Source organism: Flammeovirga yaeyamensis (assembly GCF_018736045.1).
Classification (GTDB): domain Bacteria; phylum Bacteroidota; class Bacteroidia; order Cytophagales; family Flammeovirgaceae; genus Flammeovirga; species Flammeovirga yaeyamensis.
This window is the reverse complement of the sequence record NZ_CP076133.1, coordinates 509,786-527,289: the sequence shown is the minus strand read 5'-3', so window position 1 is coordinate 527,289 and position 17,504 is coordinate 509,786. Positions and strand designations below refer to the sequence as shown.

The 17,504-nt window shown below is 34.4% G+C and carries 12 protein-coding genes; 3 read left to right on the top strand and 9 right to left on the bottom strand.

Features of this window, described 5'->3' with window-relative positions:
- Positions 1-2 precede the first annotated feature (2 nt).
- From KMW28_RS22330 to KMW28_RS22300, 7 genes are all read right to left on the bottom strand, one after another.
- Complete coding sequence (locus KMW28_RS22330) at positions 3-3,158, bottom strand: InlB B-repeat-containing protein (protein WP_169662165.1); 3,156 nt, start codon at positions 3,156-3,158, stop codon at positions 3-5.
- Positions 3,159-3,328: 170 nt separating this feature from the next.
- Positions 3,329-5,656 (bottom strand): InlB B-repeat-containing protein, encoded by a 2,328-nt coding sequence (locus KMW28_RS22325; RefSeq protein ID WP_169662166.1) that lies wholly within the window; start codon positions 5,654-5,656, stop codon positions 3,329-3,331.
- Positions 5,657-5,831: 175 nt separating this feature from the next.
- Positions 5,832-9,842: a hybrid sensor histidine kinase/response regulator transcription factor gene (locus tag KMW28_RS22320; protein WP_169662167.1), complete on the bottom strand. Its 4,011-nt coding sequence runs from the start codon at positions 9,840-9,842 to the stop codon at positions 5,832-5,834.
- Between the two features lie 123 nt (positions 9,843-9,965).
- Positions 9,966-10,751 (bottom strand): hypothetical protein, encoded by a 786-nt coding sequence (locus KMW28_RS22315; protein WP_169662168.1) that lies wholly within the window; start codon positions 10,749-10,751, stop codon positions 9,966-9,968.
- A gap of 316 nt (positions 10,752-11,067) precedes the next feature.
- Positions 11,068-11,643 (bottom strand): hypothetical protein, encoded by a 576-nt coding sequence (locus tag KMW28_RS22310; protein ID WP_169662169.1) that lies wholly within the window; start codon positions 11,641-11,643, stop codon positions 11,068-11,070.
- Positions 11,627-11,947 (bottom strand): STAS-like domain-containing protein, encoded by a 321-nt coding sequence (locus tag KMW28_RS22305; protein WP_169662170.1) that lies wholly within the window; start codon positions 11,945-11,947, stop codon positions 11,627-11,629. The genes KMW28_RS22310 and KMW28_RS22305 overlap by 17 nt, the downstream gene beginning before the upstream one ends.
- A 1-nt stretch (position 11,948) precedes the next feature.
- A complete protein-coding gene (locus KMW28_RS22300; RefSeq protein ID WP_169662171.1) occupies positions 11,949-12,986 on the bottom strand; it encodes a hypothetical protein in 1,038 nt (345 codons plus the stop codon).
- A gap of 135 nt (positions 12,987-13,121) precedes the next feature.
- Between KMW28_RS22300 and KMW28_RS22295 the strand changes: the two genes are divergently transcribed.
- Both KMW28_RS22295 and KMW28_RS28605 read left to right on the top strand, forming a co-directional pair.
- Positions 13,122-13,826, top strand: coding sequence for a CatA-like O-acetyltransferase (locus tag KMW28_RS22295; protein ID WP_169662172.1), 705 nt, complete (start codon positions 13,122-13,124; stop codon positions 13,824-13,826).
- 205 nt (positions 13,827-14,031) lie between these two features.
- Positions 14,032-14,166 carry a hypothetical protein gene (locus tag KMW28_RS28605; RefSeq protein WP_257794099.1) on the top strand — a complete coding sequence of 45 codons (135 nt, stop codon included), beginning with the start codon at positions 14,032-14,034 and terminating at the stop codon, positions 14,164-14,166.
- A gap of 78 nt (positions 14,167-14,244) precedes the next feature.
- Here the strand turns inward: KMW28_RS28605 and kbl are convergent, their stop codons facing one another.
- Positions 14,245-15,435, bottom strand: coding sequence for a glycine C-acetyltransferase (gene kbl, locus KMW28_RS22290; RefSeq protein WP_169662173.1), 1,191 nt, complete (start codon positions 15,433-15,435; stop codon positions 14,245-14,247).
- A gap of 36 nt (positions 15,436-15,471) precedes the next feature.
- On the bottom strand, positions 15,472-16,494 hold the full coding sequence (gene tdh / locus KMW28_RS22285) for an L-threonine 3-dehydrogenase (RefSeq protein ID WP_169662174.1): 1,023 nt from the start codon (positions 16,492-16,494) through the stop codon (positions 15,472-15,474).
- Between the two features lie 311 nt (positions 16,495-16,805).
- On the opposite strand from tdh, the gene KMW28_RS22280 reads away from it, so the two are divergent.
- A complete protein-coding gene (locus KMW28_RS22280) occupies positions 16,806-17,255 on the top strand; it encodes a hypothetical protein (RefSeq protein ID WP_169662175.1) in 450 nt (149 codons plus the stop codon).
- Positions 17,256-17,504: the final 249 nt, after the last annotated feature.

Sequence of the window (17,504 nt, the reverse complement as noted above, 5' to 3'; positions counted from 1 at the left end):
GTTTAAAATTTTTTAATTTTTGTATAATACTGACCATCTACGATCAGTAAATAAATTCCGTTAGTGCACTTTGATAGGTCCATTTGATGTGTCCCTATTGGATATTCTTGATCGATCATTACCCTGCCGTAAACATCAACTAATTGAATACGACTCTGATTTTTCACTTCCAAGGTTAACCTCGATTGAACAGGGTTGGGATAAGCTTTAATATAGCCTATTCTATCATCTATTGAATTAATATCATCCCTTCTAAATGATGCTGAAATCGTATGATTATCCCATACTTCCTCAAATACATAAGAGGTTAGAGGTCCCATGGATTGTCCGTTTACAAATACATCTTCAACTATATATCCTGCAATTGGAGTGATAATGAATTCTATATCCTGTCCTTCTTCTACTCTTCCCAATTCTGGCGCAATTGAACCACCATCTCCAGCGATAGCAGGAATTGTATAGATAAAAGGTTCGTATTCTTTGAACTGTACAAAGATTACATGACCGTGAGTGACCGCTTGGAAAGTATATTCGTAAATACCTCGGATTGTATCGTTATTGATGATTGCATAATCTACATCGTAACCTTCATCTGGAATAAATTGAAAAGTGATATCGTCTAAATGATTTACCACCGTGGAACCCGGAACTACCTTTCCGTTTTCGGAATGTTCTACATCTATTTCATACTGAGTCGCCCCAAATACAGCCACAAAATGTTCATCATTTTCACCTACAGTAATCGTAACGTTTTGGCTGTCTGTTAAGAACTCTCCTCCTTTTTGCCATTCTATAAAGTAAAATCCATTATTTGCTGCTGCCTGAAGTCTTACCTCTTCACCACTTTCATAAGCGCCATTTCCGTTTACCGTTCCCCAATGACTCCTATTCGCATAGGCCATCACTTTCGTTAAATAATGCATCGATAAATAGGGTCTGGGATGTTCATCACATTCTTCATTGGTGATGATTCTCCAAGTAGAAGTAAAATCCCAACCGGCAAAAGTACTTTCGTTTTCAAATTCACTTGTACTCTTACCAAAAGTATCTTCTGAATTATGAGACCTTGTCTGACCTGTGGTTTCTTTATCCCAATAACTATTTGTGACAACAATATTAGAATGTCCATTTCCAACAATGCCTCCTGTATTTGATCCACCCGTCACTAAACCAACAGCATAAGATTGAGCAATTGTTGCACTATTGTAGGCTGTACCCGCAATACCGCCAGTGTTACGTTCATCATCTGGTATTAAGATGTCGACAAAAGAGGTGGCATAAGAAAGTTGAGCACCTTGGTTTAAATCACCAACGATACCTCCTAATATTCTTGCTCCTTTCAATTCGCCTTCAGCAGAAACGTGTTCAATAATCATATTATCTGCCTTTCCAATAAGTCCTCCTAAATATCGGTCACCGGTAATATCAATGTTCTGTACCTTCATATTTTTGATGCTTGCTCCTTCCGAACCATAACCAAAAACACCCAAATAGCGCTCTGAAGGCTTATTTATAAATATATTTTCTAGTGTGTATCCTTGTCCATCGAAATGACCTCTAAATGGCTTGTCCAAATTTCCTAGTGGTTTAAAACCTTTACCAGCATGCCAATTTTTGGAATCGGCCACATCAATATTTCTTATGAGTTGAAAATAGTACCTCCAACGTTGTCCTTCTCCTACCTCAGAAGTAGTATCTCCTTCCGATACCCAACGAAGTTCTTCTAAAGTTGATATCAGATAAGGATTTGTCTCCGTTCCTTCCCCTTCTGGAATACTATAAGCGATCGGATCAAATAGCATTTCAATATGCGTATCTTGCGTAATACCACTTAACGAAAAATCATATACCGCTCCAATAGATTCACCATTAATCAATACTTCTTTGATCTCATAGCCTAAATTTGGAGTGATCGTAAATGTCACTTCGCTATCTTCCGTCACTTCTGCAGTTTCTGGAATAATTGTTCCTCTTTGAGAAGGTGATGTGGTAATAATGTAAGTAGTTGCTTCAAATAATGGTTGATATAATTTTGGTTGATCCATCGTTACCTCAATAGTTGGCAATGTGCTTACCTCTTCTTCTTGATGAATCCAATGAGAAAATTCTACGGACGCACTATTGGGAATAGCCGCCAATTCTACTACCTCATTTTTTGTGTATCTACCCTGCCCTGTGGTAGACCCAACATTAGTCTGAGGGTTATAAACCAACAAACGCACTTGATTTAACCACTTAAAATAAGGTCGCTGTTGGGAATCATATGAATGCGTTGCGACCTCAAATACTTGATCAAAATCCCAATCCGGAAAATTCGTGGCATCAGAAAACTGAGCCGTTGTTAGTCCTCTTTCGTCTTCTACTGCTTCTTGAGTGGTTAATCCTGTCGTTTCTTTATCCCAGTAGCTATTTTCTATAACACATAGTTTATCAGCGTTAGCGAGATGACCTGCTCCTACAATCGGACCAATATCAGAAGCACCTTTTACAGTTCCTACTGCATAGGCATGTCTTATGAATGAGTTGTTGTAGAAAACACCCGTTACACCTCCAACATTTTTTTCTCCCTCCACGACTTCAACATTGGTGAATGAAAGAATATAATTTGCTTCTGAAGTAAAGTTTATTTCCCCAAATACACCTCCAATGCCTCTCTGACCACTCACCTGACCGGAAGCAACGATATGTTCTACTTTGGTGGTATTTTCTATTTTACCGGCCAATGCACCTGCAAATCGTTCACAAACCAACTCCACATTTACCAACTGAATATTTTCGATAAGTGCCGCATTACAAAAGCCAAATAAACCAATGTATCTTTCTGATGGACGGTTACTGTACAAATTACTTATTGTAAAATCATTGCCATTGAATGATCCATTGAAAGGATTGGTGCTATTGCCAATAGGTCTGTACCCTAATCCTTCATTCCAATTTTTAGTGTCGGTAGCATCAATATCACTTACTAATTGATAATGCATGCTCCATCTTGTTTCGTCCGAAATATCTGTATCGCCCTCACTTAACCATTTTAATTGATTTAAATTCTCAATCAGGTAAGGATTAGCAATAGATCCATCGCCCTTAGTTGGTATTTCTTGAGCGTTGGTGATGAATGCTAATAAATAGACAAGAAAAAATGTAGTTAATCGTTTCATTTCATTTGTCGGTTAATATAAGTCTGTCTCCTTTAATGCTTTTTGAAAAGCTTGATTTACTATCCTCTCACAAATTTATTTATCCGTTACCTGATTGAGAGGGTGATATTTTTAAAAAAAGGTGTTGAATATTAGGGAGTCAGTTTAAGTGCTCCCTAATACTCATTTATTTATTGTTTTATGATTCTTACCGATCCATAATTTTCTAAAGTCAAGATATACACCCCTCTTTGGTATGTACTCACATCGATTCTTTGATTTAATGTATTTGTTTGTTCGTTCAGTAAAACATTACCCAATACATCATGAATAGTGAAGTTTGTATTTTGCGGTACACCAAAAAGTTGAATCGTATTGCTTGTTGGATTAGGTCCAACTTTGATACCGTGAATATCATCAATACTTAAAGGTGGTTCTTCAATTTCTACAAATATAGCACTAATTGTGTGATCTGCTTGTACATCGGTGAAAGTATAACTTTCTGAAACCTCAACTAATTCATCATCGATCAAAAGTTCTTCAATTTCATACCCTTCATTGGCAGATATCACGAAAGTCTGATTTTGACCAGCTACCACTTCCATTGTTTCTGGTGTGATGTTGCCATTCTCTGTTTGAATAACGGTAATCGTGAACTTCTCAATAGGAACTTCCACTTCTGTAAACGATGCCGTAATTGTATGTGTTGACATCACATTCTCAAAAGTATATGTTGATACTTGACCCACTGAGGCTCCATCCACCAATACATCTGATATTTCATAACCTTCAGAAGGTACTATTTCAAAAGTTTGATCATCTCCTTCGGTCACATCGATAGTACTTGGAGTGATCGTTCCGTTTTCACCTTGAGTAACCGTAATTGTATAGGTTGGTAGAACAACTTCTGTAAATGAAGCCGTAATTGTATGCGTTGACATCACATTCTCGAAAGTATATTCTGATACTTGACCCACAGAGGTTCCATCCACCAATACATCTGAAATTTCATACCCTTCTGAAGCTGTTATTTCAAAAGTTTGAGCTTCCCCTTCTGTCACATCGATAGTACCTGGAGTGATCGTTCCATTTTCACCTTGAGTAACCGTAATTGTATATGTTGGTAGAACTATTTCCTTAAATGAAGCTTTAATTGAATGATCAGCGACTACATCCTCAAATGTATACTCAGCTATAGCACCTTTGGATTCATCATCTACTTTTACATCTAAGATTTCATAACCTTCTGCAGCTTCGATAGTGAATTTTTGAGAACTACCATATTCCACTGTCGTGGTAGCAGGAGTTATTGTTCCATTATCAACTTGTGTGACAGTAATGGTCAACTGCTTGATTTCAAAAACCGCTTTTAAAGAAAGATCTTCACTCACCTCAAAAGTATATTCAGCTTCCGTAGAAGCAATATCATCTCCATTTAACCAATGCACAAAAGTGTAGGCTGTGTTAGCTGAGGCGGTCACTGTTACGTTATTTCCTAAATGATGAACTCCTCCTCCAGAAACACTTCCAAAAGTATCGTCGTTTGCGGATAACTCAATTGTTCTTTTTGTAATTGATTGGAAGAAAGGTCTGAATTGATCATCCAATGAAACCACTTTAGCAATTGCCCACTGATTATCAAAATCCCAATTCATAAAGTTATCAGCTACGCCAAATTCCGATGTGGTTAGACCTTTTACATCTGGAAATTTACTTTCAGCATCGGCTATATCTAATCCTGTAGTTTCTGTATCCCAATAAGTATTCGATACTACAACAGTAGTATGAGATAAGGCAAATAAACCACCTGTCTGATTTCCTACATTTATCCCTCCTGCAAAGTAATTATGGACAACTTGAGTTTTATTGTAAATTCTACCTGCAATCCCACCAGCACCTCTATTGTCGTTGTTTCCAACTTCTCCAGTACCTGTAATCGTTACAAAAGAGATGTTTTTTTCTATAATCGATTCGTTGTTGGCTTCACCGACAATACCTCCTAAAAATCTTCTACCAGTAATCGCTCCTGTCAAAAGGTTATTTGACAATGTACTTTGATTATCCATTAAACCAGCCAAACCGCCTACAAAACGATCGCCTGTCACGTTCATATCAATCAAATGTACATTCTTTACAATACCAGCTTCATCGATATAACCAAATAGACCTACGTGATCCACAATTCTGTTGATGTATAGGTTGCTGATTTTAAAACCATCCCCATCATAGCTTCCTCTAAATTTTTTATTCAGGTCTCCCATAGGTCGGAAACCTTCTCCACTATGCCAATCTTTTGTCGCAGTGGCGTCGATATCTGCCGTTTGTTTGTAGTGCAATTGCCAACGTTGTCCATCTCCCAATCCTCCATCTCCTTCAGAGATCCATCTTAGATGATCTAAAGAGGAAACTAAATATGGATTTTCAGCAGTGCCGTCACCTTCTGTTGGTATAACTTGCGCATTCCCATGAAGTAGGATGCCACAAACCATTAGTAATAGTAATTGTATTCGTTTTTTCATTTCAATGAAGTTCTTTATTAAGGAGTTTGTAATAATTGATTTTGCTTTAATCAAAATTAGTAGGAGGAACACTTCTTAAAGAGGTGATATATTAATTTGTAAGAGGTTATATATTAAAAAATGGCCTTCCCGATACCGAAAAGGCCATTCTACTAATGGTTAATAGTAAATACACTTACGCTTTTAAATCTACTTTTCTGTAGCGTTTTAGATATTCTGATGGGGTAATTTCGAAGAACTTTTTAAAGTTCGTTCTAAAATATTTCGCATCGTTGAAGCCAACTAGGAATTGGATTTCTTTTATCGAATGTTCTGTGTTGGCAATCAATTCTGCTGCTTTAAGTAATCGGATTTTTCTAATATAAGCGGTGGCAGAAATGTCTTGGTATTTTTTTAGGCGATTATAAAGCGTCGCATAAGTTAACCCCATTTTTACAGCAAATTCTTTGGCATCGAACTGCTCGTTAAGGAAGTTCTCCTCGACTACTTTCTTTGCTTTATCCAAAAACTTTTCTTTTTCCGGATCTTCCACCGTCATTTCCTTTTTCGTCGCAAAGAATTGTTTTACAGATTTTCTCTCTTCCAACAAATTCTCCACTTTCGCTAATAAGAAATCGATTTTAAATGGCTTTACGATATAAGCATCTGCTCCACTCTCAATACCTTGTAATTTATCTTCGTCGCTATTCTTTGCCGTTAATAGAATTACCGGAAGATGACTCAAATGTGGATTCTGCTTGATCTTTTTACAGAGTTCCAGACCACTCATCTCGGCCATCATAATATCTGAAATAACGATATGAGGTTTTTCTTCTAATAGTTTCTCATAACCTTCGTGACCATTATGGGCCAATATCACTTGATACTTACGAATAAATTCTGTCTTTAAGTAAGAAGCGATCTCCAAGTTATCTTCCACTATTAAAACTTTAGGACGGTTCTCCTCCACTACTTCTTGGGTAGTTTCTTCTTCAGGCTCTACAACTTCTACCACCTCTTCTTCTATCACTTTCTCTGAAGAATGCATAAACTGATCTCCCAGAGGAAGCGTGATGTAAAATTTTGATCCCTGTTCTTTCTCACTTTCTAATGATATTTCTCCATAATGAGCATCCACTAGCTTTTTCACTAAAGCAAGACCAATACCCGTACCTCGGTCTTGTTTGTTTTCTGTTTGATAGAAAACCTCAAATATATGTTCTTGTTCAGGTTTTGGAATACCTACTCCTGTATCGCTAACTGCTATTTGATAGGAACCCTCGCCTTTTTTATCCAAATCGATCAATACATTTCCGCCCTCTGCTGTATTCTTAAATGCATTCGACAGTAAGTTATAAATCATCTTTTCCAAAGCATCTTTATCTACCCATGCTTCTAAATAATCGATATGAGCATGAAAGGCATAATTGATCTGATTGTCTTTGGCCAAAGTATCGAAAGATGAGGCGACCAAACGGGTGAAGCTGACTACATCTACTTTTCTAAATTTCGTTTTATGATTACCCGTTTCAATTTTTCTAAAGTCCAATAACTGATCAAACAATTCCAACAAGCGATCTGCATTTCGCTTCATCACCTGTAGGTACTCTTGTGTTTGTCCTTTTAAATCGGTTTGCTTTAAAAGCGTTTCCAATGGACTTGAAATTAGAGTCAGAGGCGTACGTAATTCGTGAGAGATATTGACGAAGAAACGAATTTTCATCAACGTTAATTCTTCGTTCTTCTCCATTTTGAAGCGTTCCACTTCCAACTCTTGCTTTAATTTATGTCGATTAAATATCAGCTTGTTGATTTGCCAAATAATAGCCGAAATGATCATCAAATAGATGAGGTAGGCCCAATAGGTGTGCCACCAAGGAGTTTCTACTGTGATGTTGATGATCTTGGCTTCCTGTTCCCAAATTCCATCGCTATTGCTTGATTTCACCTCCAAAGTATATTCACCATAAGGTAAATTGGAATAGACCACCCTGCCTTCGTTGGTGGTTTGCCAATCTTTATTGAAACCAATCAAACGATATTGATACTTATTTTTATTTGGAGTAGCGTAATGCATTCCGTTAAATCCGATTTCTATATTATTCTGATCGTGATTTAAAATGATGTCTTTCGTCTTGTACATCGGCTTTTTCAAGATCAGATTACCACTTACCGTATCTTGTTCGTGCACCTCTTGACCGTCAACAATCAAATATTCAAAGATTGTTTGAGGTACGATAGGGTTATCATAGATGGTTTGAGCGGGAATCATGTTAATTGCTTTATCCGATACAAAACAGAAATCCCCGTTTTTTAAATGTACAGAACAATTCACTCTAAAATAACCTCCTTCTAGACCATCTACTGAGGTAAACGTTTTTGTCTTGAATGTATTTAAATCAAATTGCGTTAGTCCATTTCCACTAATCCAAAGCACATTGTTTTCTTTATCGAATTCTAAAGATTGAATGGAGTTGGAAGGCAAACCATTGGCAGTAGTAAATGTCTTTATTTCCTTTAATTGTGCTGTTTTTTCATCAAAGGTTAAGCGTGAAAGACCTTCTTCGATGGTACCGACCCACAAAGTTGTTGAAGATGTTTTACAGACTTCCCAACTGAAAGCTGGTTTAGAAGTCCCATGCTCCAAAGCCACATGATAACTTCTAAGGGCCAATCGCCCTTTTTTCTTCTTTAGTTTGGTAATCCCTTCTGGCGAACTAATCCATAAGCAATTATCAAAAGGATCTTTGTATAAAGCGTTGATCGTATTGCTAGCTAATTGATGCTGTCTCTTTTGCTTTTTTCGGTATTTAATGACTTGAACATCCTTCAATTTCCCCTTCTTATCCATCACAATTCTTATCAGTCCTTTTCTAAACGTACCTGCATAGATATCTCCTTGATAAGAAATAATTGAAGTAATTGTCGAATGAAGTTTCGGATGCTGAATTTTATTGAAATAAGGTCGTCCCCTCATTTCCTCTTTGATATTTAGAGTAGAGATACCGGCGCCCCAACTTCCAATCCATAGTTGTCCATGTTCGTCTTCAGTAATCGTTTCTATCCCTCCATAGGCATCTAACGCTCCTTTTTTCTTTGATAACGATTCGTACACTGTAGCTTTACCATTGGCATATTTTACCAACTTCGCACTCTTTAAACCGAACCACAATTGCTTTTGAGAATCCTCGAATACAACATTAACGTTTTCTTTGTTTAAGGCCTCAATACCTATCGTTTGTAACTGAAAAGAATATAAGTTTGCATAATTTGCTCCGGAAGTAGTGCCTATCCACAACACTCCAGAAGTATCGACACATAATGTATTTACACTATTACTCAATAAGCTATTGATGATATTTTTACTCGATTGATAGGACGTAATTTGTCCCTCTTGATCCAAGACCAACAATCCCTTCTTCGTTCCTACAAACAGATTTCCTTCCTTTTGAGTAATTGATGAAATGGCATCAAACTTATAATCTATCAGTTTTTTATAGATAATTTCATTGTTATCTCCTTTTTCAATAACAAATAACGAATGAAAACTCCCTATAATGGTTTGGCCATTCCAAGTAATAATATCACGAATGGTAGTCACACCTTCCTCAAAAGGTACTTTCGTGAAATGTTTCTCTGCTATATCAAATAAGTATAAACCATTTGATCTTGTCCCCACCAATAATGTTTGAGCATCCCATTGTGCAATCTTAGATATGGTAATATTATTTCCTAAAGGCTGATAATAGACAATTTCAGTTGCTTTTTGATTAACTCTACCTAACCCACTATCGTATGCTCCTACCCACACGTTTTCGTTATTGTCTTGGAAAATTGCTGTGATATTGCTTGCGGTATTATCATAAAAGGACTGAAAACCTTTCTGATCCGATAAATAAAGGTTCAAGCCTCCATCTCTTGTACCGACCCAAAGCTGTCCTTTATTGTCAAGGAGTAATTCGGATATTCTACTACTCGTTAAAGTATGTTCGTGGTGAGGACTGCTGTAAAATGTTTTTATTTCAAAGCCATTGTATCTGTTCAGTCCGTTATTTGTTCCCAACCAAATGTATCCTTCATCATCCTGAAGTATTGAAGTCACATTGATATGTGATAATCCCTTTTCAGCATCAAGTGCTCTAAAATTAAACTGAGCAAAAATCTTGAGTGAAAGGAACATCAAAAGTAATAGGTTAATGTATTTCATACTGCTTCTTTTCATCATCACAAAGATACAAGAGGCAATAATGAAGGGTATATATATTTAACAAAAAATACTTATTTCAATATATATACCCTCCTGTTTACAACATATATCCCTATATAAACATCAATTTATGTTGAAATCGATGTGATAATGGTCCTCATGCATTCTATTTACAGCATCAGGTAGTTTGGTCGCAAACGGTATACCTCTAGCCAAAACTTTCTTTCCAGAAGGTGTCGCAAACAGTTTTTTCTTTAATTCAATCATCAAAATGACTTTAGAAATGCGAATACCGTTCTTCTTGCACGCATCGTCTAAAGCCAAAATATGCTGTGCCATCGTTTCAAAATCAATCTCTACTTCTGGATCGAGGTAATTACTAACAGATTTACCTATTTGTGGATGAATAAAGTCGGTATATGGATATTTCTTTTGAAGTTTACCTTCGGTATCAAACTCTAACACATAATGAAACAGTCCCCAATTGTCGAGATCTTTATATACTTTTCCATTTTTGATTTTAGGCGACATAAAATCGATACTTGTTCCGTTTCTGTGAGTTTTATGAAACCAAACCGGTCCTCCATTTTTATCGCTACATTCCATGATGGTGAAATGCTTTTCGGGTTGAGACTTTTCCAGAGCTGCATAACTATCCACTACCGCTTGATATACCTTGTGGTGCACATATCCGTTTTCCATCAAAAAGTAACTGATATAGCTAAAATAATTGAAGTTATTTCCTGAATAGGGGATCAGCCAACCGTTCTCTAAACTGCCGTTAGCACGTGTTCCACGGGAAACACTTTGCCCTTTATTTTTGGTAAAGACCTGATTTACACTCATCACTCCAATGATGACGATGGGTGATAATATCAAAAAAACTAAAAATTTGTATCTCTTTTTCAATCTGCTTTATGTTTGTTTGCTTAGCTAAAGAACAAATATATGAAAATCGATTGTTAGTTATTTAAGTATTCCTATACCTTTGTTTCCTTATACTAACTAACTTTAGTTTTAATTATGGAGATTCAAGAGCTATTAGATAGATTTGGAGGAAAAAAAATTGATAAAGCATCTTAAAAGATTAATTAATAATCTATTATGAGTTTATCGCGTTCTAAAACCTATTTTCCCATATTGAGAATTATGGAATTAAAATAACTTGTTATATTTATTGTTAGTTATTAATTATAAAAACTTACTTAGTGTTTTTAACATAAAATTAGGATCTATAAGCAGTTGATGCCAAACGTATAAGATTTTCTCCTATTTTATCAATTAAACTAATTGAATCAGATCTTTTAATTTCATCACCAAATTCAATGTATTTTAGTTTATCTTCTCCAGTAACTAAAGGAGAAATTCCTGTTATATTTCTCTTTAGTATTCTATAATCTTCAATTATATCATCTACATTTAAATTAAAAGATAATATTTTATTTAGCTGATCAATTTCAGACAATCTGCTACCCATTTTTTTAAAATTATTTATGGTAGTATTGAATTCTAACTTATTATCTAATAACCCTTGTTTAATTTCAAGAATGATCGGCTTTATTTTTTTTACTTCTTCAATAATTAGTTCTTTTTCAAATTTGGAAGCCTCAATAGATTTATTCAAATAAACAGCAATATAAATACCTATTGAAGATGTTATTAATAAACTAATTACACTAAAAATATCTATCTCTTTTCTCCAAACAAAGTATTCATAATTAGAAATATATTCAGAAAAAATCCAACAAATAGAAATTGTGATTATAAAAATGAGTATATCCTTTTTATTTATTTGTTTCATTTATATAACATTCAATCTCATTAATTAAATCAGGTTCTTCATGTGATATAAACCTCACTTTATCTAAAACAATCTTTGATTTATACTCACGAGATAATCTACCAAAAGCTTCATCTAAAAAGGATGTAGCATACCCTGCTGTACCATCTAAAACTATTGTAAGTATTTCATTATCCTTCAAGTTATTAAATCTAGGTTTAAGGATATTTTCATAAAATTCCTGTCCTGAAAATTTACCATCTGTAATGTATCTAGCACCTGGTGTTTCAGAAAATTCTTTTGCTATATTTATTATGTTTTTCATTCTATAAACAAGTCTTATCAATTTCAAAAATATACAAAGTACCATTAAAATCAGACTTTAATTTATAAAAATTCTGATTTTTATAATCTAAGATAACATTATTAGTTAAAACAAAGAGATCACTAATATAGTTTTGCTGAAAAGATGTATAAATTTTGGGTAATCCTTTCCCTCTAAATGGTAAACCTGTTCTAGATCCTATTTTACCATTAAATACTTGTAATAAAATTTTTTCATTCCTTGGAGAAATACTATTCAAGACTTTTTGACCCAATTTTAATTTAATAGTCTCTAATATCCCTACTCCATAATCTAAAAATACAAATGTAACTTTTTCTTTTTGATGACTAATTGACAAAAGCCAACTCTTTTTTATAAACCACGCTGATCTAAAAGTTAAATTCAATAAATTATTCCCTTTAGGATATCCGTGATTTATTGAATTAGCCATCATTTCCATGATTAAACCATATAGTTTAGAATTTCTTTTCTTAACTCCACATATTGTTTGCATTGCCTTTTGTACTATTTCATCACATAATACAGGGTCTACTTGTGAATGTCTATTATTGAGAATAATATTAGGAGATTGATTGTATCCAACATCATTACCTTTTAAACTATTATAAAAACCAGATGATTCTAATATTTTGGCTACTTTATTATTTTTAGGTATACTTCCGAATATTGGTAAATTATTATCGTTTCTTTGATTAATAATAGATAGTATAGATATTATTGCACCTTGACTTATTGATTTAACATTCTTCATATTAATATAGATTTCCTTTCTATTATTAATGTTTAACTGTAAATCATTTATATAATTAATTAAAATTTCAGGTTTTTCTCTAAAAGAACTAAATTCGGGAAGTGGTTTACAGATAGATTTTTTTATTCTTTTACTAAATTGGATTTGAGCTTGACTTAATCTAGAACTGTTTTTTATTCTTAAGTACTTTTTTCTGAAATCTTTCTTTTTTTGTATTTTAATAAACCTTCTTTTTAAGAAAAATAAGCTTGCTCTTTTTTTTTTCATGATAAAAAATATATTGTTCAGTTTGTTAGTCTCATAAATTCTATTTTTTTCAAAATAAATCTAATACTTTTCATCAAAAAATATAACTATTAATACATAAATAATTTTTTATAATTGTATTTACTTAAAAATAAAATGGAAATTCAAGAGCTATTAAATAGATTTGGAGGAAAAAAAATTGATAAAGCATCGTTGAGTTCATACGAACAATGGTCGGTTGATTTCTTCCATCAAAAAGATATTGTAAGAGAACCTAACTTACAAATGACCCTGCAATTGGATATTACAGAAGGGTATACATATTACCAAGATCAACTTAAAGATAAGGATGGAGCATCGTTTACAGCCTATTTGATGTGGTGTTTGGTGAAAACAATGGACAAGCACCCTTATTTTAGATATAGAAAGTTGGGTAACGAGTGGTACATCTTTGATAACTTACCTACATTTAGTCCAATAGCCGTGGGTGGCGACAAACGTTTTTCTGAAATAATGGTAGAAGATCCTGTAAATTCTACAATAGATGAATACTTTGTGAATTATCGTAGAGGTGTAGATAAAGCATTTAGCACGGATGGAGATTTTGAGCCACTTCCTCCTTTGGTATGGGCATCTGCTCACTTCATTGGGAACTTGCCTAATCTACAATTCACAAGTTTCCAGTTACATCAGTCGGCTTTAGATTCTGCTAGACCTTACTTCTATTTTGGAAAGCGCTATCAGAAACATACACAAATGCTGATACCAATTTCCATTACTTTTGATCATTCCAACCTAGATCCATTTGTGCTTTCTGCCTTCATGGAAGATTTTGATAAAGCGATGATCAATCAGTTATAAATTCTTCTTAATCAAGTAATATACAGTAACTAATAAAAAAGGTAACAGTGTTAAGTAATCTTAGATTTTAGATACAATACATATAAAAGTTTAAATAAAGTCCATTTTGGAAGTTATTGAGCTTTTTTAGGTAACCCGTTATTTTTTCTTACCGTTTGGTAAATCAATAGCAATTAAATCTAAAACTACATCAACACCATTATCTATGAAATTACTATTTACGTTACTTGCTCCAATGATCGCAATATTTGGATTTGTAAAAGCGAATAAAGAAGACGAAGAAGTACCTTTAGATTACTTCGCACAGTCATTATTAGAAGACGATAATTTTAAATCATAAAATAAAAAAAGCGTTAGTATCGAGTAGATGCTAACGCTTTTTTCATATTATAAATTACATTTAGTAGTTTAAAGTGTGTTATTTGATAACACCTAGCTCTTTTCCTACTTCAGTAAATGCTTTCACTGCTTTTTCTAAATGTGCTCTTGTATGAGCTGCAGACAACTGAACTCTAATTCTAGCTTGTTCTTTAGGAACTACAGGGAAATAGAATCCAATAACATAGATACCTTTCTCTAAAAGCTTCTCAGCAAAACGTTGAGACAATTCAGCATTGTACAACATCACTGCACAAATAGCCGACTCAGTAGGTTTAATATCGAAACCTGCAGATAACATTTCTTCTTTAAAGAAAGCGGTATTCTCGTGTAATTTAGTCGATAACTCATCCGTAGAATCCATCATATCAAACATTTCGATACCTGCCGCTGCAATTGATGGAGGAATAGAGTTAGAGAACAAGTAAGGACGAGAACGTTGACGAAGCATATCAATAACTTCTTTTTTACCTGTAGTAAAACCACCGATAGCACCACCGAAAGCTTTACCTAAAGTACCTGTAATGATATCTACTTTTCCACGAATATCGAAGTGTTCCGTCACACCTCTACCTGTTTTACCTACTACACCTGCTGAGTGACACTCATCTACCATCACTAGAGCATCGTATTTGTCCGCTAGTGCAACGATCTCGTCCATTGGAGCCACGTGACCGTCCATAGAGAATACACCGTCTGTAACGATAATTCTGTAACGTTGTTCTTGAGCCGCTTGTAATTGCTTCTCAAGATCCGCCATATCTGCAGTGGCATAACGGTATCTCTTTGCTTTACATAGACGAACACCGTCGATAATAGAAGCGTGGTTTAATGTATCTGAAATGATAGCGTCTTCAGCCGTTAAAAGTGGTTCGAAAACACCTCCGTTAGCATCGAAACATGCTGCATAAAGGATCGTTTCTTCTGCACCGAAGAAGTCCGCAATCTTTTGTTCTAATTTTTTATGAAGATCAGTTGCGCCACAAATAAATCTAACCGATGACATACCAAAACCATGTGTATCCATAGCATCTTTCGCTGCTTGAATCAATCTAGGGTGGTTTGACAGTCCTAAATAGTTATTTGCACAGAAGTTTAATACCGTCTGACCTGTATTTAAGGTAATCTCAGCATCTTGAGGGCTTACAATAATTCTTTCGTTTTTGTATAAGCCATCAGCTTCAATTTGTTTTAAGTCTTCTTTAAGACTATCATATATTTTTTTACTCATTTTATTCAGGATTAATGTTTGATAGATTGATTGATGTTAGTCCCAGTTAAGGATCACTTTACCACAGTTGCCCGATTCCATAATATCGAAACCTTTTTGGAAATCGTCAATACCAAAACGGTGAGTGATAATAGGCTCGATATCCAATCCAGAAAGAAGCATTTGTTCCATCTGATACCACGTTTCGTACATCTCACGACCGTAGATTCCTTTAAGCGTTAAACCTCTGAAGATAATTTTATTCCAATCTACTTGAGCCGAATTTGGTAGGATACCCAATAAAGATACTTTACCAGAGTTATACATGTGCTCAATCATCTGATTAAAAGCGATAGGAGAACCAGAACATTCCAAACCGATATCAAAACCAGTCATTTTTAATTCTGCCATAACGTCTTCTAATCTTTCATGCTTAGGATTTACAACTCTAGTTGCTCCCATTTTCTTTGCCAATTCTGCACGGTATTCGTTCATCTCTGTAGCGACGATATTACGTGCACCTGCAAATTTAGCCACCTGAATAGCCATACTTCCAATTAGACCAGAACCTGTAATCAATACATCTTCGGCAATTAGAGGGAAAGATAGTGCGGTGTGAGTAGCATTCCCTAGAGGATCCATAATAGATACTACCTCGTCTGGAATGGCTTCATTAATTTTCATCACATTAGAAGCCGGTACTTTAACATACTCAGCAAAAGATCCATCTGTATTCACTCCAATACCAATTGTCCTTTCACAGATATGCTGACGACCTCTTCTACAGTTACGACAACGACCACAAGCAATGTGACCTTCTCCTGTAACTCTATCACCTTCTTTAAAGGATTTTACCTCACTACCGTAAGCCGCAACATGACCTACGTATTCGTGACCAATAGTTTGTCCTACTCGAACAGTTTTACTTGCCCATTCATCCCATAGATAAATGTGTAAGTCAGTACCGCAGATTGATGATTTAGAAACTTTAATCAAAACATCGTTAGGGCCTACCTCTGGAATGGCAACATCCTCCATCCATAAACCTTTCTCGGCTTTAGATTTAACTAATGCTTTCATGTGCTTTGTAGTATGTGATTATATCTATTTATATATGATTTAGTTATTATCGCAAACATAAGTTAGAATCTTGAAAAAGTGTAGTTTTTAGTATTAATATATTAGAATTTTATTCTGTATATGATAAATATCAATGTTGTTATCAAACTATATTTCGAATTAAGTCTATCAACTTATCTTTTATTTTGAATTTGTTGTATTATTCTAATCTACAAATACATGTAATCCTATAGGGTATTGTATTTGTAGAAAAAAGAGTATTTCTTATAAAGAACATTGCCCTTATAAATTATTAAATACTAATATTTCTCATGGAACACACTAATAATATTAACATTGACATTCAATTTGAAACTAATTTTTGGACTGTAAATAAGATCGAGAACTTCTACTTTATACAATGGGAAAATAAAGCAGGTAGAGAAATGTCCGATGAAGAGTTTAAAGAGCACATCCTTTCGTTAGCCAAACTCATAAGCACACAAGGTGTTGCTAATAATATTAATGCTTTTATGGTAGATACAAGGCTGTATCATTATACTATGAATCTTGACTTACAGACATGGCATGATAATGAGATTATTCCAGGTTATATCAAAAACGGTATCAAGAGAATTGCTTTTATTTTAAGTGGAAACTTAATCCAAGATTTATCCATTGAGCAAACATTTGATGAAGAAAAAGCACAATCAGGTCCCTTAGAAGTGAAGTATTTTACAGATTCTAGAGCTGCTCGACAATGGGTAGAGAAAACTTTATAAAGTGTATATAAAACGTTTAATAGATAATTTTTTACTATTATAGGAATAATTCGATTTAGTGACTTAAAATTGTATTTTTTCGTATTTATCACGCTTTAAATCAATCTTTAAATTCCTATAAATCAATACATTTTAGACACGCAGAACTACATTACAAAAAGGGTAAAATAATAGTTTTGGACAGGTTTCAACTTTACACCTGTTCTAAACTTAATGAATTATACTACTTCATTCTACAAAAAGAATTAG

Excerpts from the sequence above, each read along its gene's own strand:
- KMW28_RS22310 (WP_169662169.1), bottom strand. The coding sequence starts at position 11,643 with ATGAAACAAATAAATAAAAAGGATATACTCATTTTTATAATCACAATT.
- KMW28_RS22300 (WP_169662171.1), bottom strand. The coding sequence starts at position 12,986 with ATGAAAAAAAAAAGAGCAAGCTTATTTTTCTTAAAAAGAAGGTTTATT.
- KMW28_RS22280 (WP_169662175.1), top strand. The coding sequence starts at position 16,806 with ATGGAACACACTAATAATATTAACATTGACATTCAATTTGAAACTAAT.
- KMW28_RS22330 (WP_169662165.1), bottom strand. The coding sequence starts at position 3,158 with ATGAAACGATTAACTACATTTTTTCTTGTCTATTTATTAGCATTCATC.
- KMW28_RS22295 (WP_169662172.1), top strand. The coding sequence starts at position 13,122 with ATGGAAATTCAAGAGCTATTAAATAGATTTGGAGGAAAAAAAATTGAT.
- tdh (WP_169662174.1), bottom strand. The coding sequence starts at position 16,494 with ATGAAAGCATTAGTTAAATCTAAAGCCGAGAAAGGTTTATGGATGGAG.
- kbl (WP_169662173.1), bottom strand. The coding sequence starts at position 15,435 with ATGAGTAAAAAAATATATGATAGTCTTAAAGAAGACTTAAAACAAATT.
- KMW28_RS28605 (WP_257794099.1), top strand. The coding sequence starts at position 14,032 with ATGAAATTACTATTTACGTTACTTGCTCCAATGATCGCAATATTTGGA.
- KMW28_RS22325 (WP_169662166.1), bottom strand. The coding sequence starts at position 5,656 with ATGAAAAAACGAATACAATTACTATTACTAATGGTTTGTGGCATCCTA.
- KMW28_RS22320 (WP_169662167.1), bottom strand. The coding sequence starts at position 9,842 with ATGAAATACATTAACCTATTACTTTTGATGTTCCTTTCACTCAAGATT.
- KMW28_RS22305 (WP_169662170.1), bottom strand. The coding sequence starts at position 11,947 with ATGAAAAACATAATAAATATAGCAAAAGAATTTTCTGAAACACCAGGT.